The 24,636-nt window shown below is 61.0% G+C and carries 21 protein-coding genes; 10 read left to right on the top strand and 11 right to left on the bottom strand.

What is annotated here, in order from left to right; genetic code table 11:
- Positions 1 to 48 precede the first annotated feature (48 nt).
- From FHX05_RS10110 to FHX05_RS10100, 3 genes are read right to left on the bottom strand one after another with little or no spacing between them, the layout of a single operon-like run.
- The gene (locus tag FHX05_RS10110; RefSeq protein WP_183871457.1) at positions 49 to 2,259 is read right to left on the bottom strand and encodes a 3-hydroxyacyl-CoA dehydrogenase NAD-binding domain-containing protein; all 2,211 of its coding nucleotides are present in this window, start codon (positions 2,257 to 2,259) and stop codon (positions 49 to 51) included.
- A gap of 13 nt (positions 2,260 to 2,272) precedes the next feature.
- Positions 2,273 to 3,481 (bottom strand): acetyl-CoA C-acetyltransferase, encoded by a 1,209-nt coding sequence (locus FHX05_RS10105; RefSeq protein WP_183871456.1) that lies wholly within the window; start codon positions 3,479 to 3,481, stop codon positions 2,273 to 2,275.
- A gap of 35 nt (positions 3,482 to 3,516) precedes the next feature.
- Complete coding sequence (locus FHX05_RS10100; RefSeq protein ID WP_183871455.1) at positions 3,517 to 5,313, bottom strand: acyl-CoA dehydrogenase C-terminal domain-containing protein; 1,797 nt, start codon at positions 5,311 to 5,313, stop codon at positions 3,517 to 3,519.
- A gap of 480 nt (positions 5,314 to 5,793) precedes the next feature.
- On the opposite strand from FHX05_RS10100, the gene FHX05_RS10095 reads away from it, so the two are divergent.
- From FHX05_RS10095 to FHX05_RS10085, 3 genes are all read left to right on the top strand, one after another.
- Positions 5,794 to 9,480 carry a peptidoglycan-binding protein gene (locus tag FHX05_RS10095; RefSeq protein ID WP_183871454.1) on the top strand — a complete coding sequence of 1,229 codons (3,687 nt, stop codon included), beginning with the start codon at positions 5,794 to 5,796 and terminating at the stop codon, positions 9,478 to 9,480.
- Between the two features lie 287 nt (positions 9,481 to 9,767).
- Positions 9,768 to 10,691: a sulfite exporter TauE/SafE family protein gene (locus FHX05_RS10090; protein WP_112336572.1), complete on the top strand. Its 924-nt coding sequence runs from the start codon at positions 9,768 to 9,770 to the stop codon at positions 10,689 to 10,691.
- Positions 10,688 to 11,497: a TIGR02186 family protein gene (locus tag FHX05_RS10085; RefSeq protein ID WP_112336573.1), complete on the top strand. Its 810-nt coding sequence runs from the start codon at positions 10,688 to 10,690 to the stop codon at positions 11,495 to 11,497. Before FHX05_RS10090 ends, FHX05_RS10085 begins: the two co-directional genes overlap by 4 nt.
- On the opposite strand, the gene FHX05_RS10080 is transcribed toward FHX05_RS10085, so the two are convergent.
- Complete coding sequence (locus tag FHX05_RS10080; RefSeq protein WP_112608047.1) at positions 11,498 to 12,001, bottom strand: helix-turn-helix domain-containing protein; 504 nt, start codon at positions 11,999 to 12,001, stop codon at positions 11,498 to 11,500.
- 110 nt (positions 12,002 to 12,111) lie between these two features.
- On the opposite strand from FHX05_RS10080, the gene FHX05_RS10075 reads away from it, so the two are divergent.
- On the top strand, positions 12,112 to 12,672 hold the full coding sequence (locus FHX05_RS10075; protein ID WP_183871453.1) for a dihydrofolate reductase family protein: 561 nt from the start codon (positions 12,112 to 12,114) through the stop codon (positions 12,670 to 12,672).
- Here FHX05_RS10075 and pdeM read toward each other — a convergent pair.
- Both pdeM and FHX05_RS10065 read right to left on the bottom strand, forming a co-directional pair.
- Entirely contained in the window at positions 12,669 to 13,406 is a 738-nt protein-coding gene (gene pdeM, locus FHX05_RS10070; protein ID WP_183713638.1) for a ligase-associated DNA damage response endonuclease PdeM, read from the bottom strand. The genes FHX05_RS10075 and pdeM overlap by 4 nt on opposite strands.
- 41 nt (positions 13,407 to 13,447) lie before the next feature.
- Positions 13,448 to 15,958 carry a ligase-associated DNA damage response DEXH box helicase gene (locus FHX05_RS10065; protein ID WP_183871452.1) on the bottom strand — a complete coding sequence of 837 codons (2,511 nt, stop codon included), beginning with the start codon at positions 15,956 to 15,958 and terminating at the stop codon, positions 13,448 to 13,450.
- Between the two features lie 277 nt (positions 15,959 to 16,235).
- Here FHX05_RS10065 and FHX05_RS10060 point away from each other — a divergent pair, with 277 nt between their 5' ends.
- A complete protein-coding gene (locus tag FHX05_RS10060) occupies positions 16,236 to 16,739 on the top strand; it encodes an Rrf2 family transcriptional regulator (protein ID WP_183871451.1) in 504 nt (167 codons plus the stop codon).
- Positions 16,740 to 16,768: 29 nt separating this feature from the next.
- The gene (locus FHX05_RS10055; protein WP_015338745.1) at positions 16,769 to 17,230 is read left to right on the top strand and encodes a carboxymuconolactone decarboxylase family protein; all 462 of its coding nucleotides are present in this window, start codon (positions 16,769 to 16,771) and stop codon (positions 17,228 to 17,230) included.
- Between the two features lie 218 nt (positions 17,231 to 17,448).
- Here the strand turns inward: FHX05_RS10055 and FHX05_RS10050 are convergent, their stop codons facing one another.
- Positions 17,449 to 18,489 (bottom strand): glutamine synthetase beta-grasp domain-containing protein, encoded by a 1,041-nt coding sequence (locus FHX05_RS10050; RefSeq protein ID WP_183871450.1) that lies wholly within the window; start codon positions 18,487 to 18,489, stop codon positions 17,449 to 17,451.
- A 442-nt stretch (positions 18,490 to 18,931) separates the two neighbouring features.
- On the opposite strand from FHX05_RS10050, the gene FHX05_RS10045 reads away from it, so the two are divergent.
- Entirely contained in the window at positions 18,932 to 19,123 is a 192-nt protein-coding gene (locus tag FHX05_RS10045) for a DUF2735 domain-containing protein (RefSeq protein WP_183871449.1), read from the top strand.
- Between the two features lie 9 nt (positions 19,124 to 19,132).
- Here the strand turns inward: FHX05_RS10045 and FHX05_RS10040 are convergent, their stop codons facing one another.
- Positions 19,133 to 19,768 carry a YitT family protein gene (locus FHX05_RS10040; protein WP_183871448.1) on the bottom strand — a complete coding sequence of 212 codons (636 nt, stop codon included), beginning with the start codon at positions 19,766 to 19,768 and terminating at the stop codon, positions 19,133 to 19,135.
- A gap of 107 nt (positions 19,769 to 19,875) precedes the next feature.
- Complete coding sequence (locus FHX05_RS10035) at positions 19,876 to 20,820, bottom strand: methyltransferase (protein ID WP_183871447.1); 945 nt, start codon at positions 20,818 to 20,820, stop codon at positions 19,876 to 19,878.
- A gap of 167 nt (positions 20,821 to 20,987) precedes the next feature.
- Between FHX05_RS10035 and FHX05_RS10030 the strand changes: the two genes are divergently transcribed.
- The 3 genes from FHX05_RS10030 to FHX05_RS10020 are packed head-to-tail and all read left to right on the top strand — an operon-like array spanning position 20,988 to position 23,125.
- Entirely contained in the window at positions 20,988 to 21,254 is a 267-nt protein-coding gene (locus tag FHX05_RS10030) for a DUF6460 domain-containing protein (protein WP_183871446.1), read from the top strand.
- Between the two features lies 1 nt (position 21,255).
- On the top strand, positions 21,256 to 21,759 hold the full coding sequence (locus FHX05_RS10025) for a CAP domain-containing protein (protein WP_183871445.1): 504 nt from the start codon (positions 21,256 to 21,258) through the stop codon (positions 21,757 to 21,759).
- Between the two features lie 16 nt (positions 21,760 to 21,775).
- Positions 21,776 to 23,125 (top strand): MATE family efflux transporter, encoded by a 1,350-nt coding sequence (locus tag FHX05_RS10020; protein WP_183871444.1) that lies wholly within the window; start codon positions 21,776 to 21,778, stop codon positions 23,123 to 23,125.
- Here FHX05_RS10020 and FHX05_RS10015 read toward each other — a convergent pair.
- Positions 23,101 to 24,189: a quinone-dependent dihydroorotate dehydrogenase gene (locus FHX05_RS10015; RefSeq protein WP_183871443.1), complete on the bottom strand. Its 1,089-nt coding sequence runs from the start codon at positions 24,187 to 24,189 to the stop codon at positions 23,101 to 23,103. The genes FHX05_RS10020 and FHX05_RS10015 overlap by 25 nt on opposite strands.
- Positions 24,186 to 24,542: a DUF952 domain-containing protein gene (locus tag FHX05_RS10010; RefSeq protein ID WP_183872416.1), complete on the bottom strand. Its 357-nt coding sequence runs from the start codon at positions 24,540 to 24,542 to the stop codon at positions 24,186 to 24,188. The genes FHX05_RS10015 and FHX05_RS10010 overlap by 4 nt, the downstream gene beginning before the upstream one ends.
- Positions 24,543 to 24,636 lie beyond the last annotated feature (94 nt).

Here is a 24,636-nt window from a genome sequence, read left to right as displayed (position 1 = left end):
TCCCGACAAGAGCGGCCCTTTATTTGTCGCCGGCAATGGCTTGTTGCCTCAAGCCGCCTGCTTGGCACCATAAGGATCGAAGCGCCCGTAAAAGGTCTCGCCCTTCGCGGCCATGTCCTTCAGCAGCGCCGTCGGCCGGAAATGCGGGCCGTAGGCGGTGGCCAGCTTTTCGCAGAGTTCGACGAAAGCTTTGACGCCCATGCCGTCGATGTAGGACAGCGCGCCGCCGGTATAGGGGGCGAAACCGAAGCCGAGGATGGAGCCGACATCGGCCTCGCGCGGATCGGTGACGATGCCTTCTTCAATGGTGCGGGCGGCTTCCAGTGCGATGGTCACGAGGAAGCGCTGCTTCAACACGTTGATATCAACCTCGTCGGCCTTCTTTTGCGGATAGAGATCCTTGAGACCCGGCCATAGCGACTTCTTCGCCGGCTTCGGCGGATAGTCGTAGAAACCCTTGGAGTTCTTTCGGCCCAGACGCCCCTCGCGCTCCACCAGGCCGGCGACGAGCTGCATGTGACGCGGGTCGACCGCCTTCTCGCCGAGATCGGCGACAGTCGCCTTCAGGATCTTGTAGGAGAGATCGATGGCGACTTCGTCGTTGAGCGCCAAAGGCCCGACGGGCATGCCGGCCATCTTGGCGGCATTCTCGATCATGGCAGCGGGTACGCCCTCGATCAGCATGTCATAGGCTTCATGGATGTAGCGGAAGACGCAGCGATTGACGAAGAAGCCGCGCGTGTCGTTGACGACGATCGGCGTCTTTTTTATCGCCGCGACGTAGTCGAGCGCGACGGCAATGGCACGGTCGCCCGTTTCCTTGCCGAGGATGACTTCGGTCAGCATCATCTTCTCGACAGGCGAGAAGAAGTGGACGCCGATGAAATCGGCCGGGCGCTTGGAATTCTTGGCAAGGCCCGTGATCGGCAGCGTCGAGGTGTTGGAGGCGAAGACGGCGCCGGCCGGTAGCACGGCTTCGACGGCCTCGATGACGGCCTTCTTGACTTCGCGATCCTCGAACACCGCCTCGATGACGAGATCGGCATCCTTCAGGTCGGCGTAATCGGCCGAAGGTGTGATGCGGGACAGAAGGGCCGCGCCCTCATCCTGCGTCAGCCTTCCCTTACCGATCGAGTCCTTGACCAGCCCTTCGCCGACGCCCTTGCCCTTAGCCGCAGCCTCGATGTCGCGGTCGATGAGGGTGACGGGAATGCCCGCGGAGGCCGTGACATAGGCGATGGACGCACCCATGAAGCCGGCGCCGACGACACCGACCTTCTTCAGCTCTGCCTTCGGCTGGCCTGCCGGGCGGCGGGCGCCCTTGCCGAGTTCCTGCATGGAGATGAACAGCGAGCGGATCATCGAATAGGCTTCGGTGGTCTGCAGCACATGCGTAAAGTAGCGCTGCTCGATCTTCAGGCCGGTATCGAAGGGAACCTGCAAGCCTTCATAAACGCATTTGAGGATGGCGAGTGCGGCCGGATAATTGCCCGAGGTTTCGCGGCGCAGGATGGCGGGCGCTGCCGGCCAGAGCTGAGCTGCGGCAGGCGTCCAGATGCCGCCACCGGGTGCCTTGAAGCCCTTTTCATCCCAGGGTGCCACAGGCTTGAGGCCGTCCTTGATCATCTGCTTGGCAGCCGGGATCAGTTGATCCGGCTCGACCACCTGATGCACGAGGTTCATCGCCTTGGCGCGTGCTGCCGTCAGCGACTGGCCCGTCGTCATCATCTGCAGGGCGGATTGCGCATCCGTCAGGCGCGCGATGCGCTGGGTGCCGCCGGCGCCGGGGAAGATGCCGACCTTGACCTCGGGCAGCGCGATCTTGACGCTCTTGGCGCTCGACGCGACGCGGCCGTGGCAGGCGAGCGACAGCTCGAAAGCGCCGCCCATGCAGGTGCCGTTGATGGCCGAAACCCAGGGCTTGCCGCAGGTTTCGAGCTTACGGAACAGACCCGTCATGCGGCCGACGAGATCGAAGAGCTTCTTCGCGGCTGCTGCCGGGTCCTTGGCCTTCTCCTCCTGATAGAAAGAGAACATGGACTTGATCATCGAGAGATCGGCGCCGCCGGAGAAGGAAGACTTGCCCGAGGTGAAGACCACGCCCTTGACGGCGGCATCGGCAACCGTTGCATCGATGATGGCGTTCAGCTCTTCGAGGATCTCGGCGGTGAAGACGTTCATGGACTTGCCGGGCATGTCCCAGGTGACAAGCGCGATGCCGTCTGCGTCGGTCTCAACGGTGAAATTTGTGTAAGCCATTGGTTTCCCCTCCTCAGACGCGTTCGATGATCGTGGCGGTGCCCATGCCGGCGCCAATGCAGAGCGTTACGAGCGCTGTGTTGAGATCGCGGCGTTCCAGCTCGTCGAGTACGGTGCCGAGGATCATCGCGCCGGTTGCACCGAGCGGATGCCCCATGGCAATCGCGCCGCCATTGACGTTGATCTTGTCATGCGGAATGTCGAAAGCCTGCATATAGCGCAGCACGACGGCGGCGAAGGCTTCGTTGAGTTCGAAGAGGTCGATATCGGCCAGCGTCAGGCCGCTGCGCTTCAAAAGCTTTTCGGTGACGTCGACCGGGCCGGTCAGCATCAGCGCCGGGTCGGAGCCGATATTGGCGAAGGCCTTGATGCGGCCGCGCGGCTTCAGGCCCATGCTCTCACCGCCCGCCTTGGAGCCGAGCAGCACGGCGGCAGCACCATCGACGATGCCGGAGGAATTGCCGGCGTGATGCACGTAATTGATGCGCTCGACTTCCGGATGCGCCTGAATACCGACGGCCTCGAAGCCGCCCATTTCGCCCGGCAGCTGGAAGGACGGATTGAGCGAGGCGAGCGCCTGCATATCGGTACCGGGGCGCATGTGCTCGTCGCGGTCGAGAATTGTCAGGCCGTTGATATCCTTCACCGGAATGACGGAATTCTTGAAATAGCCCTTTTCCCAGGCGTGGGCAGCACGCTTCTGGCTCTCGACGGCATAGGCATCGACGTCATCGCGCGAGAAGCCGTATTTGGTGGCGATGAGATCGGCCGACACACCCTGCGGCATGAAGTAGGCCGGGAAGTTGACCGAGGGGTCCATGAACCAGGCGCCGCCGGACATGCCCAAGCCGACACGCGACATGCTTTCGACACCGCCGGCAATGACGATATCATCAGCCCCTTGAGCGATCTTCGCCGCACCAAAATTGACGGCATCGAGGCCGGAGGCGCAGAAACGCGAAATCTGCATGCCGGGCGCCTTGGTGGAATAGCCGGCCTCGAAGGCGGCACCCCTTGGAATAACGGCGCCGGCTTCCATGACCGGATCGACGCAGCCCATGATGATGTCGTCAACGGTCTCGGTGTCGAGGCCGTTGCGGTCGCGGATCGCCTCAAGCGTCTTGGCGGCGAGACGAACGGAGGGCACTTCGTGCAGCGAGCCGTCCTTCTTGCCCCGCCCGCGCGGCGTGCGCACATGGTCGTAAATGAAAACCTCGGTCATGTCTCATCTCCCTGCAGCAGCTAACGCCGCCTTGCTCAAAAGGCTTCCGCCGCCAGTTCCATCATCGTGTCGGCGCCGGTTTCGATGCGGGCCTTGCGCAATGCCGTTTCCGGCATGATGCGCTCCATGTAGAACCGTGCCGTGACAAGCTTGTTCTTCAGATAATCCTCGCGCGCGCTGTTGCCAGCCGCAAGGCCTGCTTGAGCCGCTTTCGCCATCTTCGCCCACATGTAGCCGAGGACGACGAGGCCGAAGAGGTGCATGTAATCGGTCGAGCCGGCGCCGGCATTGTCGGGCTTTGCCATGGCGTTCTGCATGAACCACATGGTCGCGGCCTGCACGTCATTCAAGCCCTTCTTCAGATGCTTGGTGAAGAAGGCCATCTGCTCGTCGTTGCGGTTTTCCTCGCAGAAATCGCCGATTTCCTTGAACAACGCCATGACGGCGCGGCCGCCGTTCAGCGCCAGCTTGCGGCCGACGAGATCAAGCGCCTGTATGCCGTTGGCACCCTCATAGATCATGGTGATGCGGGCATCGCGGACATACTGGCTCATGCCATGCTCTTCGATGTAGCCATGACCGCCGAAGATCTGCTGCGCCATGACGGCATGCTCGAAGCCCTTGTCGGTCATGACGCCCTTGAGGATCGGCGTCGACAGACCGAGGATATCGTCGGCTGCCTGACGCTCCTTCTCATCGGGAGAGCGATGGGCGATATCGGACTTCAGCGCCGTCCAGAGCAGGAAGGCGCGGCCGGCCTCGTTGAAGGCACGGATCGTCATCAGCGAGCGGCGGATATCCGGATGGACGATGATCGGGTCAGCCTTCTTGTCCGGCGCCTTCGGGCCGGAGAGCGAGCGGCCCTGGATGCGTTCACGCGCATAGTTGGCGGCATTCTGATAGGCGATCTCGGCGATGGAGAGACCCTGCAGGCCGACGCCGAGGCGCGCTTCATTCATCATGACGAACATGGCATTGAGGCCCTTGTTCTCGGCGCCAATCAGGAAACCCGTAGCCTCGTCGTAATTCATGACGCAGGTGGCGTTGCCGTGGATGCCCATCTTGTGCTCGATCGCGCCGCAGGACACCGGGTTGCGCGCGCCAAGCGAACCGTCTTCCTTGACGAGGAATTTCGGCACGATGAAGAGCGAGATGCCCTTGGTTCCCTCAGGCGCACCTTCGATGCGAGCAAGGACGAGATGGACGATATTGTCCGTCATGTCGTGCTCGCCGGCCGAGATGAAGATCTTCTGGCCTGAGATCTTGTAGCTGCCATCAGCCTGAGGCACCGCCTTGGTGCGCAAGAGGCCGAGATCGGTGCCGCAATGCGGTTCGGTGAGGTTCATGGTGCCAGACCAGCTGCCCTCGACCAATTTCGGCAAGTAAGTCTGCTTCTGCGCATCGGTGCCATGGACGAGGATCGCTGCGATCGCGCCCTGGGTCAGGCCCGGATACATCATCAGCGACATGTTGGCGGCCGAGGTATACTCGCCGACGGCGCAGTGCAGCACGTAGGGGAGGCCCTGCCCGCCGAACTCCTCCGGCACGGCGAGACCCAGCCAGCCACCTTCGCGATAGGCACGATAGGCCTCCTTGAAACCCTTCGGAGTCGAGACCGTGCCATCGTCATGGCGCACGCAGCCTTCCTGATCGCCGGAATAGTTGAGCGGGAAAAGCACCTCTTCCGACAGCTTGGCCGCCTCGCCGACGATCGCCTCGATCATGTCGGGCGTGGCATCGGCATAACCGGGAAGATTGTTGTAGCGCTCCAGCCCGAGCACATCGTTCAGGACGAAGAGCGTATCGTTCACCGGGGCCTTGTAGACTGGCATTTCTCGAATTCCTCCAATTCGCCGCCGGACCTTTAGATTCCGGCCACTGTCATACTCTTACAAAATATTGACGTTTGCGTAAACGTCAAATTCGTGTCTCGCGGTGAAATTTTGGTGAAGCCGGTGAGGAAGAGCATTCCGCATATCGCCGATACGCCTCTCCCCCTCAGCAACCGGGCACCGCCTGCGTGCAAGAATATCAGGCCGTGGGACAGCAGAACCGAAATAAAAGGTTAAGACATCAGACAAACTTAACGAGTTGTTTACCACGTTTCGTAAATTGTACGAGTTGAGCAGCAGTGCTTCGGGTTTCTTCAACTTATGCTTGGAAATCGCGCTGTCTTTGCCGCTCTGTTTGAGGAAAGCCAATACATTTATCCCTTTCCGAACGACGGATGCAGACAGCGCGGCGATATAGCAACGTCTTCTTCCATCAGCATGACGGCCCGGGGTGGTCCATAGTTCAAGGCGAGCAAAGATATGAGCGGATCGCGATCAAATCCTACCGGTACGGGCGACTGGACGTCGCTGGATGCTTTGAGCCGCACGATCGAGGGGCTGGAAGCACGCATCGAAGGGCTGATGGGAACCGCCGCCGCGCGCGATACGCGCCAGCGCGTCGCCGCGGGCTATGCGCCGGCCCCCGAACGAGCCGCCTCGGAGCGGATACCGCCCCGCCCCGAACGCGAGCAATATGCCAGCCGCGCTTACGAGCGCCCGTTGCGCAACGAACGCCATGAGAGCGATCTCCGATCCGATCCGCTTGCCGAGATCCGTCAACGCCAGCGCACGCTGGAGGCAAACCGCGAACGTCTGCAGCCACGGCGCGAGGAAATCTCGCACGCAGAACCGCAGCCGGCCCGGCGGCCGATCGACAGCCATGCGCAGCGCCAGCCGATACGGGCAGCCGCCGCCGACGCACCGGTCGATATCGCCCAGGCGCTCGTCAACCTCCGCCAGGATCTGAAGCGCGACATCGCCGACAGCGTGAGCCGCGAAGTCACCGCTCTGCGCGCCGAAATCCGCGATATCCGCGAAAACGCCGAGGACAAGCATTTTGTCGCCGATGTCCGCCAGGACATGGCCAGGCTTGCCGACAGCATCAACCAGCTCGCCGGTCAACCGGAAACAGCCGGGCTGAAAGCCGAATTCGACGAGCTGCGTTCGCTAATGGACGGCCTTGCCCGCGAGGAATCCCTGCATCACGTCGAGCGCCAGGTGAAGGCGATCGACACATCCGGCCTGCAGGACGAGCTCGTCTCCCTTGCCTACCGCCTCGATGACATCAAACAGCATCTCGGCGGCATGAACGACAGCCCGGCCGTGCATGCGCTGGAAAACAAGCTGCTGACGATCGCAACCGCGATGGAGAGCCTCGGCTCCATGATGCAGCCGCAGGACCAGGCCATGCAACGGCTGGAAGGCCGCCTCAGCGGTCTTGCCGACCAGATCGACCTGATGAGCCGCGATGCTGCCGGCCGGCGTCAGCCTGCCGACGATCTTTCCGGCCGCCTCGAAGCGCTCGCCATGCGCATCGACGAGCTCGGCAGCGCCAAGGCCGTCGCCCGCCTTGAGGAGCGGCTGGACCAGCTTTCGCACTTAATGGAACGTGCGCAGAAGGCCGCGCCGCAGCCTGAACTCGTCACCTATCTCGCCGACATCTCCCACAAGATTGATGCGCTGGAACATGGGTCCGTCGGCAACGTATTGGCCGACCGGCTGGATTATCTCGCCCGCCGCATCGACGAGATCGATTTCCATCCGCCCGCTCCGGCAGCAAGCCTCGACGACAGCATGGCGCGCCGGCTTGAGGGCCGCCTCGCCGATATTGCAGCCCGGCTGGAAGCAAGCACCGCAGCACCGCCGACGGATATGCAGGCACTGCGCAGTCTCGAAGAGCAGATCGCCCATCTCTCGACATTGCTGACTGCCGAACCACGGGCCGTTGCGGATCATCTGCCCCCGGATTTCGATCGCCGCATGAGCGCGCTCGAAGACTATATGGCGACGAATGACGAATATATCATCGAAGCGGCCCGCCATGCGGCGGAAACCGTCGTCGAGGCCTATTCCCGCGAAGGCGGAATGGTGAACGGGTCGCAAGCAGCCGACATGTCGGCTTTGGCGGCTCTTGCGGACGATCTTCGTCATCTCGAGGACCTCAGCCGCGCCACCGACGAGCGGACGCATCGCACCTTTGAGGCCCTGCATGACACGCTGCTGCAGATCGCCGACCGTCTCGATCATATGGAGCAGCGCAAGCCTGCGCCCGCCATGCCGGCCGCAACGTTCGAAAGCGACGTTTTCGCCGAAGAGGATGCTCCAGGCCTGAAGCCGCCCATGGCGGCGCAGCAGAAGGCAGGTCCGATCATCCGCACGGTTGCGCCAGCAGAATCCTTAGTCTCCGGCGAAGTCGCCGTCGCACAGGCGATCGACGCCAATACGAAGGCCGAAATCAAGGCAGCCGTGAAGAAGAGCGGCAAGTCCAGCCTATTCGCGAGCCTCGGCAAGCGTTTCTTTACACCGGAAAAGGCCGAGCCGATCTTTCCGCCGGACCGTCCGGTCATCGAACAGGCGCCATCGATTGATCCCGCCGACGTGATGCCCGGCGAAGAGGCCAACGAACTGCTGGAGCCGGGTTCCGGCGCACCCGATATCAAGAAGATCCTAGAGCGCGTGCGCGCCAGCCAGAACACATCGCGCAGCGGAAACGCGCGTCAGCCGACCGAAAACGAACGGGCCGACTATATCGCAGCCGCCCGCCGCGCCGCGCAGGCCGCTGCCATGGAAGTCGACCAGACGCAACGCTCTGCCCCTGCTTCCAGGAAAGACGCCAAGAAGGGCGGCGCGTTCTCGCGCTTCCGCCGGCCGATCCTGCTTGCATTGGGCGCCGTCATGCTTGCCATCATGGCCTATCCGCTGGCGAACACGCTGACCCGCGGCCAGAAGGCGCCGACACCAGCCCAAGTATCGACGATGGTCGCGCCTGCCGATAGCGCCGCGACCAATACCGTCGCTGCCAATACGAACCCGGTCGCCAACAATCAGCAGCCTGCCGCAAATCAGGCTGCCGCATCCTCGGTATCCACGACGCAGACGGCGGAAGTCCAGCCCGCACCCACGGCCAGCGATCCCGTCGCTGCGCCAGCAAATGATCACCTGACGGCAGCGACCCCGCTCGACGGCAACCAGACAGCAAGCGAAGAGTTGGCACCTGCCGCCAGCGCACCTGCACAGCAGGCCGCTGCCTTCGTTCAGACCGAGAATACGGCGGCCGCAACTCCCGCCGCCACGCCGGCAGCGCCTGATATCGCTGTGCCCGACGGCATCCAGCCGCCATCGCTCGTCGCTGCCGCAAAATCGGCCGATCCGGTCGCGCTCTTCGAAATCGGCGCGCGCTACACGGATGGCCGCGGCGTTGCTGCCGATATGAAGCAGGCTGCGAGCTGGTATCAGCTTTCGGCCGACAAAGGTTATGCCCCGGCACAGTACCGCCTCGCCAGCATGTATGAGAAGGGCAATGGCGTCGATCGAGATCTCGTCAAGGCCAAGCAATATTATGAGCAGGCCGCCAATCAGGGCAACGCCAGCGCCATGCACAATCTCGCGGTTCTCTATGCTTCCGGTACTGCCGGCCCGCAGGATTATAACAGCGCGGCGAACTGGTTTATCCGCGCCGCCGATCTCGGCGTCTCCGACAGCCAGTTCAACCTTGCGATCCTCTATGCACGCGGCAACGGCGTGAAACAGGACCTGCAGGAATCCTACAAGTGGTTTGCTATCGCCGCAAAGAGCGGCGACAAGGACGCCGCCCAGAAGCGCGATGAAGTCGCCAACGCCATGAAGCCTGCCGATCTGGAAAGCGCCCGCGCCAAGGTCGACCTCTGGAAAGTGCAGCCGGCCGATCCGAAGGCCAATGGCACAAATATTCCTGACGAATGGACTACCGGCAAGGGTGTGAACACGGCCTCCATCGACATGAAAAAGGCAATCCGCAACATTCAGGCCATTCTCAACAAGAATGGCTTCGATGCCGGTTCGCCCGACGGCGCCATGGGTGACAAGACGGTAGCCGCCCTGAAGAGCTTCCAGAAATCCGTCGGCCTGCCGGCGGATGGACGGGTCACCGATCAAGTGGTCAAGGAACTGCTCGCCCGCAACAAGTAGCTCCGGGATTTCGTGCGAAAGCGATCTACCGACATGCCGGCGCCAGCGCGCCGGCATTTTGTTTAGGCGCTAAACGCCGCCGCATCCTCTGCAGAGGCTGGCTATTCCGCTATACAGCGTCACAGAAAAGTGGAAAAAACCGAGTTAGGGTGAAATCCGGCCATTCGAAAACTGTGGCAGCCCGGCCTTTCCTAAGGCTCTGGCAATGATTTCAGATTAGAATCCGCCGTTTAAGGGGAAATAGGCTTCGGTCACCGCGCCGAAAAGCCTGCAAATGGGAACAAGGCGTGACGATCTATCTGCCGATCGCAGAATTGTCGGTGAATATTTTCATTATTCTCGGCATGGGAGCAGCCGTAGGGTTTCTTTCCGGCATGTTCGGTGTCGGCGGTGGTTTTCTCATCACGCCTCTTCTGATTTTCTACAATATCCCGCCTGTTGTTGCCGTCGCCACCGGTTCCAATCAGGTCGTTGCCTCCTCTGTCTCGGGCGCACTCAGCCATTTTCGCCGCGGCTCGCTCGACCTGAAACTTGGCTCGATCCTGCTTGCCGGCGGTCTGGCGGGGGCGACCTTCGGTCTCTGGCTATTCGTGCTGTTGCGTAGGCTCGGCCAGATCGACCTGATCATCTCGCTAATCTACGTGATCCTCCTCGGCACGGTGGGCTCGCTGATGCTGTGGGAAAGCGTGCGGGCCATGCGTCGCGCCGCCGGCAAGCTGCCGCCAACAACCGGCAAGCCGCGCCATCACAACTGGGTGCAGCGGCTGCCGTTGAAACTGCGATTCAAGAAATCCAAGCTCTATCTCAGCGCCATTCCGGTCATCGGCCTCGGCTTCTTCGTCGGTATGCTGACGCCGATGGGTATCGGCGGCGGCTTCATCCTCGTGCCCGCCATGATCTATCTGCTGCGCGTGCCCACAAACGTCGTCGTCGGCACCTCGCTGTTCCAGGTCATTTTCGTGACGGCCTTCACGACAATCGTCCAGGCCGCGACGAACTATTCCGTCGATATCATTCTGGCCTTCCTCTTGATGGTGGCGGGCGTCATCGGCGCGCAATACGGCGTTCGCGTCGGCCAGAAACTGCGCGGCGAGCAACTGCGCGCGCTCCTTGGCCTGCTCGTCCTGGCCGTCGGCCTTCGCCTCGTCGTTACTCTCCTGGTGACGCCGGCGGACGTTTACTCCGTCGTCATGGAAGGAGTGAGCCGATGAGGGGATTCGGACTGCTTCTTGCTACCGCATTGCTGCTCGCTCCGTTCACCACGCAGGCGCAGGTGCTGCTCGATCAGCCGACGACCTCGACCACGGCGCGCGAGACGATGGAGATCGGCACGTCGACGAGCGAGATTGCCATTACCTCGGACTTCACCGGCGCCGATCTGACGATTTTCGGCGCGCTCTCCAATACCGACCAACTGCTGCTGGCGATCGGCCAATACGATATCGTCGTCGTGCTGGAGGGCCCACGCGAGAATGCTACGGTACGCCGGAAAGAGCGCGTCTTCGGCATATGGGTCAATACCCGCTCGATGACGTTCGAGCATGTGCCGGAAGCCTATTCGCTCTCCAGCACGCGCGCGGTCGACAACATCACCACACCGCTCGAACTCAGCGACCGCGGTATTGGCGTCGATCATATTCCGCTGACGCCGGTCGGCTTCGTCGGCAATGTCGGCGATGTTCCGGAATTTCGTAATGCCTTCCGGCGCCTGCAAAAGACAGGTGGGCTCTATGAAAGCGATCCCGCCGGCGTGCGCTTCGTCAGCTCCTCGCTCTTCAAGGCAACGCTCAGGGTTCCCGCCGACGTGCCGAACGGTGTGCACATGGTGCGCGCCTATCTCTTCAAGAGTGGCAAGTTCCTGAGCGAGAAATCGCTGCCGTTGCGCGTCATCAAGACGGGAATAGAGCAAACGATCACGGATGCGGCGCATCAGCGGCCGATCACCTATGGCATTCTTTCCGTGCTGCTGGCCCTCGTCACCGGCTGGAGCGCAAGTTTCATCTTCCGGAAGAACTGATCAGCCGGTTTTCCGGCGATTGGCGACTTCGAGATAGGCTTCGGTCAACCGGCCGAGCACCGAGGGCGTGCCCGGAGGCAGCACCTTGCCGAGATGCTTGGCACGCAGCTCGTCCATGAAATCATCCCAGAGCTTCTGGCCACCATCCTCCAGGAGCTCCGCCCGGATCGACAGCTCTTCGGACACCGGAAGATGCTTGCGGCCCCAGGCACCCATATGGGCAAAGAGCGGCACGAGGTCTATCGCCATTTCCGTCAGGCTGTAGATAGCCTTCTGCTTATGCGTCGGATCATCTTCGCGGGTCAACAAGCCGCGCTCCACCAGCCGCTTCAGCCGGTCCGCAAGGATGTTGGAAGCAATCCCCTCCTGCGACTTCTGCAGCAGTTCACGAAAATGCCGGCGATTGCCGAACATGATGTCGCGGATGACGATCAGGCTCCAGCGGTCGCCGAGAATTTCCAGCGTCAGATTGATCGGGCAGCCAGAACGATGCAGCGCGTCCATAATGATCTCCAAAAACTACTTGCATTTTGCCATCAGTCTAGCTAGCTTTCAACTACTTGCTTTTAACAACCAGTTTTGATTATGAGGCAGTTATCACAACGGAGGAAGTGATGAGAAAGCTCGTTATCTGGAATCTTATGACGCTCGACGGCTATTTCGAGGGAACCAAGCCCTGGGACCTCGATTTTCACATGCTCGCCTGGGGCGATGAGCTGGAGCACTATGCGACCGAGCTCGGCAAGGAAGGCGATCTGCTGGTCTTTGGCCGCAAGACCTATGAAGGCATGGCCGCCTATTGGCCGACCGCGACGGAAACGTCTGACATCACCGCCTATATGAACGGCATCGCCAAGATCGCCGCCTCGCGGACGCTCGACAAAGCGGACTGGAATAATACCCGCGTCGTCGGCGACATTGTCGCTGAAGTGAAGAAGCTGAAGGAAGAACCAGGCAAGACCATGTTCGTCTTCGGCAGTGCTGAAGTGGCCGATGTATTGCTCAAGGCGGGGCTAGTGGATGAGCTCAGGATCTGCCTCGTTCCCGTCGTGCTTGGCAGCGGCAATCCGCACTTCAAACCGGCGGCCGAACAACGGCCGATGAAGCTCATCGATTCACGCCCGTTGAAGACCGGCGCGGTGATCCTGCGCTATGAGCCGGCGAACGCGGCCTAGGCCGAGAGATTGCCGAACCGCACGGAATAGATGCGGTCGCGGCCGAGCAGGTGCGCAATCAGGCTTTCCCGCGCGAAGAGGCCAGCCATGGCCTTGTGGCGCAGGTCGAGACCGCCGGTCATCACGCCGAAGGCCGGCATCAGCAGGCGGCCGCCATCCGTTGCAAAGCACGGGCGGCGCACTGATTTCTCCCGACGCCGAACGGTGGCAGAGGGATGCAGGTGGCCAGCGATCTCGCCGGCCTGCAATCCGGCCTTTGGCTCATGACGGAAGGTCAAACCACCACAATGCATCTCGTCGACCGAGTGCCCCGGCAGGTCGACCGTGCCGTCCGGATCATGATTGCCATTGATCCAGATCCATTCGCGACCGCGGGCCATGTTGACGATCAGGCTGCGAAACTCGTCCGGCAAGTGCTGCGAACCGATGCGATCATGAAAATTGTCGCCCAGTGAAACGACGAGTTTCGGATCGTAGCGCGAGATGACGGCGGAAAGAACGGTCAGCGTCGCCAGCGTATCGTATGGCGGCAGCATCATGCCGCGGCGGGCGAAGGCCGCGCCCTTTTCCAAATGCAGGTCGGAGACGACGAGAATGCCGGCATCCGGCAGATAGAGCGCGCCGAGCGGATCACAGACGGCGGCGACACCATGAATGACGGCCTCCACACCCAGCCCGTTGGCTGTGCCGTTGCCTTGAGCATTCATATCTCGCGCTAGCGCCAGGCGATTCATCACTTTAACAATCTACCTTCGTCGTCTGCTTTGCAGCATCCCTATTCCATTGCCTCGCGGATCAGGTCATCGGCCGCTTCCGCGAGCAGGGAATCGTGCGCCTCGCCCGGCACCGGCACCTTGCCGATTTCCAGCATCACCGGCACGGCGAGCGGCGAAATATGGTCCAGCGCGCGATGGGTTATATGGCCCTTGATTCGCTTCAGCATATCCGCAAGTCGGCCAATATCCAAAAGTCCGGTCGCGGCGTCCTGCCTTGTGGCCTGCAGCAGGATATGATCGGGCTCATGGCTGCGAAGCACATCATAGATCAGATCCGCGGAAACCGTTACCTGCCGGCCGGTCTTTTCCTTGCCCGGATGTCGGCGCTCGATCAAGCCGGCAATCACGGCACAATTGCGGAAGGTGCGCTTTAAAAGAAAGGATTCGTCGAGCCAGGCCTCGAGATCGTCGCCGAGCATATCCTCGTCGAAGAGGTCGGAGAGGCTGAGACGCCCGTTAGCGATCATAAGCCCCATATCCTCCAGCCCCCAGATGCCGAGGGAATAATCGGTCGCGACGAAGCCCATAGGCTTGGCGCCGGCGCGCTCCAGCCTTCGGGTGAGCAACATGCCGAGCGTCTGGTGCGCCAGCCTTCCCTCGAAAGGATAGGCGACCAGATAGGCGCGGCTGCCGCGTGGAAAGGTCTCGATCAGAAACTCATCGCGCTTCGGTAGCAACGACTTCTCGTTTTGAATTTCCAGCCAGTCGCGCACCTGATCCGGCAGGCGGTGCCGCCGGTCAGGATCGGCAATCATCGCCCGCACCTGATCGGCGAGATAGGTCGAGAGCGGAAACTTGCCGCCGGCATAAGAAGGGATTTTTGGGTCCAGCGAGAAAGCCTGCGAGGCCAGGCATTCGCTTTCGCGGATGCCCTCGAAGCGCAGCACCTTACCGGAAAAGAGGAAGGTATCGCCGGGCGAGAGCTGCTCGACGAAATATTCCTCGACCTTGCCCAGCGGCGCGCCGCCTCTTCCAAGCGAGCCCAGCGCATTGCGCTTCACCAGCCGGATATTGAGCATCGCCTCTTCGACGATCGTGCCGAGATTCAAGCGATACTGCTGCGCGACCTGCGGATTGGAGACACGCCAGCGGCCATCCGCCATCTTGCGGATGCGGGCATAGCGCTCATAGGTTCTGAGCGCATAGCCGCCAGTGGCGACGAAATCGACGATGCGCTCGAAGGTCTCCCAGGAAAGCTCAGCATAAGGTGCGGCGCTCTGCACCTCGTCGTAAAGCTCCAGCATGTCGAAGGGTTCGGCGCAGGCCATGCCGAGCACATGCTGGGCGAGAACGTCGAGCGCTCCTGCGCCGATGGGCGGCGTGTCTTGGGCGCCCATGTAGTTCGCATCAAGTGCTCCCTGGCATTCCATGACCTCGAAGCGGTTGGCCGGCACCAGGATCGCCTTCGACGGCTCGTCCATGCGGTGGTTGGCGCGGCCGATGCGCTGGGCAAGGCGGCTTGCGCCTTTCGGCGCACCGACATGGATAACGAGATCGACGTCGCCCCAGTCTATGCCGAGATCGAGTGTGGAGGTGGCGACGACAGCGCGCAGCCGGTTTTCCGCCATGGCCGCCTCCACCTTGCGGCGCTGGCCGACATCGAGCGAGCCGTGATGCAGGGCGATCGGCAGATTGTCGTCATTGGCGGACCACAGCTCTTGAAACAGCATTTCGGCCTGAGAGCGCGTGTTGACGAAGAGCAGCGTCGTACGATGCGCCTTCAGCTCACGATAGATATCGGGGATGGCATATTTGGCGGAGTGGCCGGACCAGGGGATGCGCTCTTCCGTCGCAAGGATCGAGATATCGGGCTTGGCGCCACCCTCGACGATGACGAGGCCCGCATGGCGCTCTTCCCCCGACTGCTGCGCCACCAGCCATTTCTGCAGGTCCATGGGGTCAGCGACCGTCGCCGAAAGGCCGATGGTCTGCACGCGCGGCGCCAACTTTCGGATGCGCGCAAGGCCGAGCGACAGCATATGGCCGCGCTTGGAGGTGACGAGCGAATGCAGTTCGTCAAAGACGATATATTTCAGATCCTTGAAGAAGCGTTCGGCCTCGCGATTGGCGAGCAACAGCGCCACCTGCTCGGGCGTCGTCAGCAGAATATCGGGCGGGTTGAGCTTTTGCCGCTGGCGCTTGCCAGCAGGTGTATCCCCCGTGCGGTTCTCGACCGTGACAGGCAGGCCCATTTCCGAAACGGGCTTCATCAGGTTGCGCTCGATATCGACTGCGAGCGCTTTCAGCGGCGAGATGTAGAGCGTGTGGATGCCGGTGAAGGCCGAGCCGGGCGGAATCTTGCCGCGCCGGGTGAGGTCCGTCAGCGACGGCAGGAAGCCGGCGAGCGTCTTGCCGGCGCCTGTGGGAGCAATCAGCAGCGTGCTTTCGCCGGCCTCAGCGCGGGCCAGCAGTTCCAGCTGATGGGCGCGCGGCTGCCAGCCCTTTTCCGCAAACCAGCGGGTGAAGGGGGCGGGCAAGGTAAGGAGGCGGTCGGCGTCGATCTGGTCCACGGGCTGAATGTAGTTGAAATGTGGAGGATAGGAAGCGGGATGGCCGGAGAAGAGCAAGATGGGCCGCGCGTTCTTTCACCAAGGCCGCTTAGGCGCATTGGCTTCCACACGCACCGTCATCCTCGAGTCAAGTCCGAGGATGACGAACCCTTCTTCTAGTAGCAGCTATAACCGGGCATTTCTCGCTCATTCGCCCAACAACAATTCTCTCGCATTCCTCGCTTGACTCCCACCATAATCATAGATAAAAAATATCTACGATTAGAAAGGCACGAAAATGAAGCTCGGAGACGGCGTCGAACAATCCATTCATTGCGTCGGCATGCTGGCTGGCCTTTCCGATGGCGGCGTGCTGTCAGCAGCAGCGCTTGCCGAATTTCACGGTGTCTCTGTCAGCTATCTTCTGAAGCATCTTCAGGCGCTTTCGGGTGCCGGCATCCTCGATACCGTGCCGGGACCGAAAGGCGGATACCGGCTGGCGCGCAAGCCGGAGGAGATCACCCTGCTCGATATCGTGCTGGCCGCCGAGGGCCCCGCCCCCGCGTTTCGCTGCGCTGAAATCCGCCAGCGCGGTCCGAACCCGCTAGAAGGGCGCTACTTCGCCAAGCCCTGCGGCATCAATGCCGCCATGCTGGCGGCCGAGCGCGTCTATCGGGCTGAACTAGCAAAGACAACGATCGCCGACGTGCTGACCGACCTCAGGCAGACGGACACGGACGGTGGCATAGCCGCGAGAGGCTGCGCCTTTCTCGAGCTGCATGAACGCAAGACCAGAAACTGAACCTCAATTTAAACCCAAGGAGAAGACCCATGCATCCGCGTTTCAACTTCGCTAAAGCCTCCCCGGACTCCTACAAGGCCGTCGTCGCGCTGGAAAACTTCGTCCAGAGCAGCGGCCTCGAACGGCGCTTCATCCACCTGATCAAGCTCCGCGCCTCGCAGATCAATGGCTGCGCCTATTGCGTCGACATGCATGTGAAGGAAGCCCGCCATGATGGCCTCAGCGAACAGTGGATCAACCTGATGTGCGTCTGGTGGGAATCGCCTGTTTATGACGACCGCGAGCGTGCTTTGCTCCGCTGGGTCGATTCCGTCACCAAGATCGCCCAGACCGGTATTCCGGATGCCGATTTCGAGCCGTTGAAGCAGCATTTCAGCGAAGAAGAGATTGTGAAGATCACGGTCGCGATCGGCACGATCAACATCTGGAACCGCCTTGCCGTCGGTTTCCGCTCGCAGCACCCGGTGGATGCGGCAAGCAAGGCTGCTTGAGCCTGCTTTCTCTGAGCGTGTTATGGCCGGAGCTCTCCCTTGAACGCCGTCATCCTCGGGTCAAGCCCGAGGATGACGGACCGTGGAGTTAGCAGCGAGGCCCAATAGGGTCTGAGCGACAGCCGCGGCCTGATAAAATTCCAAAACGAAAAACGCGGGACCAAAGCCCCGCGTTATTTATTGGCTCTCTCGTGCTTGGCAAGCAAGCGTGAAAGCTATCAGGCAGCAACCGAGCCGAAACCAGCCGTCGGAACTTCCGAGATGGTCTTCAGAACCTGGGAAGCGATCTGGTAGGGGTCGCCTTGCGAGTTCGGACGACGATCTTCGAGGTAGCCCTTGTAGTCGTTCTTGATGAACGAGTGCGGAACGCGGATCGAAGCGCCGCGGTCGGCAACGCCGTAGCTGAACTTGTTCCACGGAGCCGTTTCATGCTTGCCGGTCAGGCGCATGTGGTTGTCCGGGCCGTAGACAGCGATATGGGCTTCGAGGTTCTTGTCGAATTGAGCCATGAGCGCTTCGAAATAGGCCTTTCCGCCAACTTCGCGCATGAACTTGGTCGAGAAGTTGCAGTGCATGCCCGAGCCGTTCCAGTCGGTATCGCCGAGCGGCTTGCAGTGGAACTCGATGTCGATTCCATACTTTTCGCAAAGACGCAGCAGCAGGTAGCGAGCCATCCAGATCTGGTCGGCGGCCTTCTTGGAGCCCTTGCCGAAAATCTGGAATTCCCACTGGCCCTTGGCCACTTCGGCGTTGATGCCTTCGTGGTTGATGCCGGCTTCGAGGCAAAGGTCGAGGTGCTCTTCAACGATTTCGCGAGCGACATCGCCGACATTCTTGTAGCCGACGCCGGTGTAGTACGGACCCTGCGGAGCCGGATAGCCCGCTTCCGGGAAGCCGAGCGGACGGCCGTCCTTGTAGAAGAAGTATTCCTGCTCGAAGCCGAACCATGCGTCTTCATCGTCAAGGATGGTCGCGCGGCTGTTGGATTCGTGCGGGGTGACGCCGTCGGGCATCATGACTTCGCACATGACGAGAGCGCCGTTGGTACGGGCCGGGTCCGGATAGATGGCGACGGGCTTCAGCACGCAATCGGAGCTGCGGCCTTCGGCCTGCATCGTTGACGAACCGTCGAAGCCCCAAAGCGGAAGCTGCTCAAGCGTCGGAAATGCGTCGAATTCCTTGATCTGCGTTTTACCGCGCAGGTTCGGTACCGGGGTGTACCCGTCGAGCCAGATGTACTCGAGCTTATATTTCGTCATTACGCACCTCATAACAGTTAATCAGGCGAAGTAGGAAAATTTGGCCGGCGCGCCCGCCGGGAAATCCTCTCTACGATCGGCTGGCAAGAGAGATGCATGTGCCGTGCCAGATCGCATCGACATCTGACGCGTCAGGCGAGATTTTTATGATTCAGCCGCGTCCGGGCAAGATTTCCCGGTGCCAAGCATCAGATTCTTTTCAAATCGCCGCCATGGTCCCAATCGAGCTGCCAAAGTGTCGCAGGCTCCACCGGCCCTAAAATGGATTGGAAAATCGGCAGATCAAAGAAGCGGCATCCGCTGCACTATCATCGAATTGCCTATAATTTCATCATTTAGCATTTTTTTTAAGCGGAATGGTGATATTTGCCTTGGGCTTTGCTATATATGAGTTGTCTCTTGAAGCGCGCCCGCTTGAACACCAAAAAGGGAGAGACAGCGAATGGCAATCGGTACTCGGTGCGAAACCGCAAAGATCTATCAGTTTCCCGTCACGGCCCGCCCCACGGCGCTCAGCCAGCGTCCGAAGGTGAACCTCACCCCGGATATCGGCCCGTCTATTGCGACGGCCGCATTCGACAGCTGGTATCACGAAGCCGCGATCGTCGAATCCGACGAGACGCGCAAGCAATAGATACAAGCTTTACAGCGCTATATAGCGGTCTGAGCGATGATTGATCGCAACGAAAAGGTTGAGGACAATTGCGCCGATGACGGAGCAGATGACCACTGGCGGCGTGGTCACGGCAAAAGCGACCGCGAGCACGCATAGGTCGATTGCAAGCTGCACCAGCCCTGCCCTGATGCCGAAACGCTCCTGCAGATAAATCCCCAGAATGCCGACGCCGCCGAGGCTTGCCCGATGGCGATAGAGTGCGAGCAGCCCGAAGCCGAGCAGAATGCCGCCGAGGAGCGCCGACCAAAGTGCATTGATATGTGCGACATTGAACAGCATCGGCTGCAGGTTGGTCAGCAGTGAGGTCAGCGCGATGGCGATGAAGGTCTTGATGGTGAAGGCCGCGCCGAGCTGTTTCAGCGATAGATAGAAGAACGGCAGATTGACCACAAAGAAAGCCAGGCCGAAATTCACGCCGATTGCGTAATGCAGCAGGAAAGCGATGCCGGCAGTACTGCCGGTCAAAAGGCCGGCGCTCGAAAGGCAGAACAGCCCCAGCGACGAAATCAGGCTGCCGGCGACGATACCCTGAACATCCTCAATCCACGAATGCCGGGTCGCGGACGTCTTCCAGACACCAAATGCGCTCTTTGCGTTTGCCATGTGCTTTCCCCTGGGTTTCCAGGCTTTTTGCTGGAAGCTCCGGCGACAATCAAGCAAAAATACGTAAGCAATACTGACCTATTTTAAATTCGCAAGATTCGAAATCATCAAGCCGATTTCCGGGTAATGAACAGAATGCCGTGGACCGGTTTTCCGCCATCCATGCGAATGATGCTGCGGGTAAGATCCAGCACCGTAAAGCCGTGACCGGCCAATATCTCCCGGACATAGGCTTCGGAGTGCGCAAATCGGAGGGAATCACGCAGCACATAGCAATCTGCCTGCTGCGCATCCTCGACTGAAAAGGCGAAGATCGCTCCATCGACCGAAAGTTTGCGGACGATCGCCATTACACCTTGCAGATCGCCGAGATACATCAACACGTCGGCCGCAGTGACCAGATCCGCCCGACTGGCGGCAAGCTCGGCATCGAAAACGCCTGACAGATCCGGCTCTAGCGAGAGGTCGGCTTGGCCGAGATGATCGTAGACGTCCTTTTCCGCCGCCTTGGCGAGCATGCCCTTTGACAGGTCGTAGCCCTCCAGCCGATCGACGCGAGCACGGATTTCCGGCCCGAGCAGGCCTGTGCCACAGCCGAGATCGACCGCGAGGCGGAAATGTTTGGTGGCACCGGCCGTTTCGGCGATCAGGGCCGCAAGCTTGCCAGGCACGCTATAGCCGAGCTTCTCGACAAGCGAGGTTTCGAAGCGGTCGGCATAGTCGTCGAACAACCGCTCGACATAGAGGCTCGGCGGCCGATCCGGCACTTCGGCACCGCCGAGAACGGCAAGCTTCAAGCGGGCGCCGAAGACATCGCCCGCATCGAGCGCCAACACCTCGTTCAACGCTGCGATTGCGCCTGATGCATCGCCGGCCTTCTCGCGATAGGTCGCGAGCGTGAACCAGCCCGCCGCCCAGCGCGGCGCCAGCTCCAGCGCCTGCTCCATCAGCTCGGCAGCACTCGCGGGTTCGCCGCTCTCGGCAAGCATCTTCGCATAGTCGGCGCGGCGGTCGGCAATGACATCGCCGGAGGAAAGCTGGCTCGGCAGCATGGGTTTCATCCTGTTTGACGCTTGCCTTTGAATGCGGCCATAAAAAAACTCAAGTCCTATTTCAGGCAGACGCTGGTTTACGGTGTAAGCTGGGGCAAAAGTGCTTGCGAGTCGCAAGCGCTGGCCCTATCTCAACACCGACCGACTGCCATTATGGAGACGTCAGCATGTCCGATCAGGTGAACAGATTCCTTGGCGACTCGCCAGGCAGAACGCTGGTGAAGCTCGTCATCGTGTCGCTCGTCGTCGGCGCCGTGATGAAGTTCTTCGGCTGGCGGCCTCTCGATTTCCTCTATGGCGTCCGCCGCTTCCTGCTCGATCTCTGGCACAGCGGCTTTGCCGCACTTGGTGAGTTTGGCGATTATGTGCTGCTCGGCGCATCCATCGTCATTCCGATCTTCATCATACTTCGTTTGTTCAATTACCGCAGCTGACATGACCTCCCCGACCCTGACCTTAACGCGCCGCGATGCGTTGCGCCTCACCGCTCTTGCGCTTACCGCATCCGTTGCGAGCTGCGCCACGCCGCCCGCCCGCGTTTCCAATATCCCCGCGAGCGACCAGACCGCCTCCGCCCTGCCGCTCGTCAATGCACTGCGCGCCAAGAATGGCCTGCCACCGCTGAAGGTCGACGCAGCCGCCAGTGCCGCCGCAGTCTATCAGGCCAGGCGAATGGCGGATGCTGGCAAGATGGAGCATCTGATCGGCCTCGGCGACGATTTCGGCAAGCGGGTCAAGACAAGCGGCGTCAGGCTGCCGGCGGCAGAAAACATTGCCGAGGGCCAGCGCGACGTGAGCGCGGCGGTGAAGGCCTGGATCAATTCGCCGAAGCATTTGCACAACATGCTCGGCAAATATGATGGGCTTGGCGTTGCTCTGGCCTACAACCCCTCTTCCGGCGACAGGCCCTATTGGTCCATGGTGCTGTCCTCGAACTGAGGAGGCGTAACGCAGCATGGATATTCAGCAGAGGAGCGTAAGGGTCCTACCCTTCGACGTGACGCATCGACTGGTGCTGTCGATCGCGATTCCGATGACGCTCGGCTTCATGACCACGCCACTGCTCGGCCTTGTCGATACCGCCGTCGTCGGACATATGGGCCAGCCGGACGCCCTGGCGGGGCTTGCGATCGGCGCCGTGCTCTTCGACCTTCTTTTTGCAAGCTTCAACTTCCTGCGTGCCTCGACGACGGGCCTGACAGCTCAGGCCTATGGCCGCCATGATCGACGCGAACAGCAAGCCGTCTTCTGGCGGGCACTGATATCGGCGCTCGGCTGCGGTATCCTAATCGTCATTCTTTCGCCGCTGCTGCTCTGGATCGGTATCAAGCTGATGGGGCCGGAAGGCGGCATTGCCGATGCGACGCGCACCTATTTCTCTATCCGTATGCTCTCCGGCCCGGCCGCACTTGCCAATTACGCGCTGCTCGGCTTCGTGCTCGGCCGCGGCCAAGGCCGCATCGGGCTCTTGCTGCAAACCGTCATCAACGGCGTCAACATCGTGCTCGCCATCCTGCTCGGGCTCCATCTTGGCTGGGGTGTGGCCGGCGTTGCCTGGGGTACCCTGATCGGCGAGGCGAGCGGCATGCTGCTCGGTCTTTTCATCGTGCTGCGCAGCTTTGCCGGCGAGGAGCGGCCGGCGCGCACAGAATTGTTCTCGCGCGCCAAGCTCACACAGCTCTTCGCGCTCAACCGCGATATCCTGATCCGCACTTTCGTACTGATCGGCGCCTTCACGCTGATGACGCGCATCGGCAACAGTTTTGGTGCGGTCATGCTCGCCGCCAACGCCGTATTGATGAACTTCTTTTTGTTATCCGGCTACTATCTCGACGGGCTCGCCAATGCCGCCGAGCAGATCACCGGCCGCTCAATTGGCGCCAATTACAGGCCGGCCTTCGAGCGCGGCTTGAAGCTGACCGCACTCTGGTCCTTCGGACTGGCGCTTGCAGCCGCAATTTTCTTCTTCACGGTCGGGCCGGCGCTGATCCGCCTACTGACAACATCCGAAGAGGTGCGCCTCGCTGCGGAGACCTATCTGCCCTGGGCAGCGATCACGGGCCTGACCGGCGCGCTCGCCTTCCTGATGGATGGCGTCTTCATCGGCGCCACATGGTCACGCGAGATGCGCAACAAGATGCTGCTTTCCTTCGGCGGCTATTTGCTCGCGCTTGGGGTCTTCGTACCGACGCTCGGCAATCACGGCCTATGGATGGCCATGAATGCCTTCCTGCTGTTTCGTGGCATCTTCCTGGCCATGGGCCTGAAGAAGCGGGCGGATCAGACGTTCCGGTTCGCCCAGTAATCCAGCTTGGCGTCGCGCAGGTCGCGGATCGAGCCGGCACGCTCGCGGTCGAGCAGCTTCGACAGGCCGGTGACGATCTGTCCCGGCAGGCCGGGGCCTTCGTAGACCATGCAGGAATAGAGCTGCACCAGATCGGCTCCGGCCTTGATCTTCTCCAGCGCCGTCTCTGCCGATGATACGCCACCGACGCCGATAATCGGCAATGCGGCACCCACGCGGCGGCGCATCTTGGCGAGCACCACGGTCGATTTTTCGAAGACCGGTTTTCCCGAAAGTCCGCCAGCCTCCTTGGCCTGGCGCTGATCCTTCAACCCATCGCGCGACAGCGTGGTGTTGGAGACGATCAGACCATCAAGCACGTGAGACAAAGCTTCGGCGGCGATATCGTCCATGCCTTCCTCGGTCAGATCCGGAGCGATCTTGAGAAAGACGGGAATGCGCTTGCCGGCCTTTGCCGCTTCCTCGTCGCGGGCGGCAAGCACGGCCGACAGCAGGGCCGACAGGCTTTCGCGCGCCTGCAGATCGCGCAGGCCCGGCGTATTCGGCGAGGAGATATTAGCGGTGAAATAGCGCGCCACGGAGTAGAAGCGGCGGATGCCGGCGACATAATCGGCAATACGATCGGCGCTGTCCTTGTTAGCGCCGATGTTGACACCAATGATGCCATTGCCGCGAATAGTTTTGAGGCGTTGGAAAGCCGCTTCATGGCCCTCATTGTTGAAGCCGAGGCGGTTGATGACGCCTTCATCCTCGACCAGACGGAAGATACGCGGACGTGGGTTGCCCGACTGCGCCTTCGGCGTGACAGTGCCGATCTCGGTAAAACCGAAGCCGAGTTTCAGCAATGCCTCCGGCACTTCCGCATTCTTGTCATAGCCGGCGGCCATGCCGATGGGATTGGCAAAATCGAGCCCGGCCACGGTCTGGCGCAGGTGAGGATCGGCGTTGATACGGCAGGTCGGAACCAGCCCCGATTTCAACGCCGCTATCGACATGCCGTGGGCGGTTTCCGGATCGAACAGGAACAAGCCGCGCCGGCCGAGATCGCGAAAGGCGCCGATCATTCCGACATCTCCGGAAAGACGTGAGCGCCATCATCGCCGATCGGCAGTGGCTTTTCCCAGAGCACGGCCGAAAGCGGCAGTGGCGCATAGAGATGCGGGAAGAGATCGCCGCCGCGCGAGGGTTCGAAAACCAGCTTCTCGCCAAGTGCATCGCCATCGATCGCGACGAGCAGCAGCCCGGTCTGACCTGCGAAATAGAGCTCGACGGTTTTCTTTGCCTGCTTCGCGGTGGAGAGATGAATGTAGCCGTCGGTCAGATCGATCGCCGCGCCATGAAAAACGCCGGTTTGTCTGGCTTGCTGCCAGAGCGTGTCCGACACGATCTTGTAAACCACTGGCATGGCGATCATCATCCCTCTGTAAAGCTGTGCTGATAGGGCTTTGCACGAAAACATCAGCCGATGTCCACGGTTTCCGTGATGGATTTGGGGTTTAACGCAGAAAATC

The organism is Rhizobium sp. BK491, from assembly GCF_014194925.1.
In the GTDB taxonomy this organism is placed as follows: domain Bacteria; phylum Pseudomonadota; class Alphaproteobacteria; order Rhizobiales; family Rhizobiaceae; genus Rhizobium.
This window is presented reverse-complemented; position numbering and strand designations above follow the sequence as displayed.

Coding starts and splice junctions, on each gene's coding strand:
- FHX05_RS10110 (WP_183871457.1), bottom strand. CDS start 2,259: ATGGCTTACACAAATTTCACCGTTGAGACCGACGCAGACGGCATCGCG.
- FHX05_RS10105 (WP_183871456.1), bottom strand. CDS start 3,481: ATGACCGAGGTTTTCATTTACGACCATGTGCGCACGCCGCGCGGGCGG.
- FHX05_RS10100 (WP_183871455.1), bottom strand. CDS start 5,313: ATGCCAGTCTACAAGGCCCCGGTGAACGATACGCTCTTCGTCCTGAAC.
- FHX05_RS10095 (WP_183871454.1), top strand. CDS start 5,794: ATGAGCGGATCGCGATCAAATCCTACCGGTACGGGCGACTGGACGTCG.
- FHX05_RS10085 (WP_112336573.1), top strand. CDS start 10,688: ATGAGGGGATTCGGACTGCTTCTTGCTACCGCATTGCTGCTCGCTCCG.
- FHX05_RS10080 (WP_112608047.1), bottom strand. CDS start 12,001: ATGGACGCGCTGCATCGTTCTGGCTGCCCGATCAATCTGACGCTGGAA.
- FHX05_RS10075 (WP_183871453.1), top strand. CDS start 12,112: ATGAGAAAGCTCGTTATCTGGAATCTTATGACGCTCGACGGCTATTTC.
- pdeM (WP_183713638.1), bottom strand. CDS start 13,406: ATGAATCGCCTGGCGCTAGCGCGAGATATGAATGCTCAAGGCAACGGC.
- FHX05_RS10060 (WP_183871451.1), top strand. CDS start 16,236: ATGAAGCTCGGAGACGGCGTCGAACAATCCATTCATTGCGTCGGCATG.
- FHX05_RS10055 (WP_015338745.1), top strand. CDS start 16,769: ATGCATCCGCGTTTCAACTTCGCTAAAGCCTCCCCGGACTCCTACAAG.
- FHX05_RS10050 (WP_183871450.1), bottom strand. CDS start 18,489: ATGACGAAATATAAGCTCGAGTACATCTGGCTCGACGGGTACACCCCG.
- FHX05_RS10045 (WP_183871449.1), top strand. CDS start 18,932: ATGGCAATCGGTACTCGGTGCGAAACCGCAAAGATCTATCAGTTTCCC.
- FHX05_RS10040 (WP_183871448.1), bottom strand. CDS start 19,768: ATGGCAAACGCAAAGAGCGCATTTGGTGTCTGGAAGACGTCCGCGACC.
- FHX05_RS10035 (WP_183871447.1), bottom strand. CDS start 20,820: ATGCTGCCGAGCCAGCTTTCCTCCGGCGATGTCATTGCCGACCGCCGC.
- FHX05_RS10030 (WP_183871446.1), top strand. CDS start 20,988: ATGTCCGATCAGGTGAACAGATTCCTTGGCGACTCGCCAGGCAGAACG.
- FHX05_RS10025 (WP_183871445.1), top strand. CDS start 21,256: ATGACCTCCCCGACCCTGACCTTAACGCGCCGCGATGCGTTGCGCCTC.
- FHX05_RS10020 (WP_183871444.1), top strand. CDS start 21,776: ATGGATATTCAGCAGAGGAGCGTAAGGGTCCTACCCTTCGACGTGACG.
- FHX05_RS10015 (WP_183871443.1), bottom strand. CDS start 24,189: ATGATCGGCGCCTTTCGCGATCTCGGCCGGCGCGGCTTGTTCCTGTTC.
- FHX05_RS10010 (WP_183872416.1), bottom strand. CDS start 24,542: ATGATGATCGCCATGCCAGTGGTTTACAAGATCGTGTCGGACACGCTC.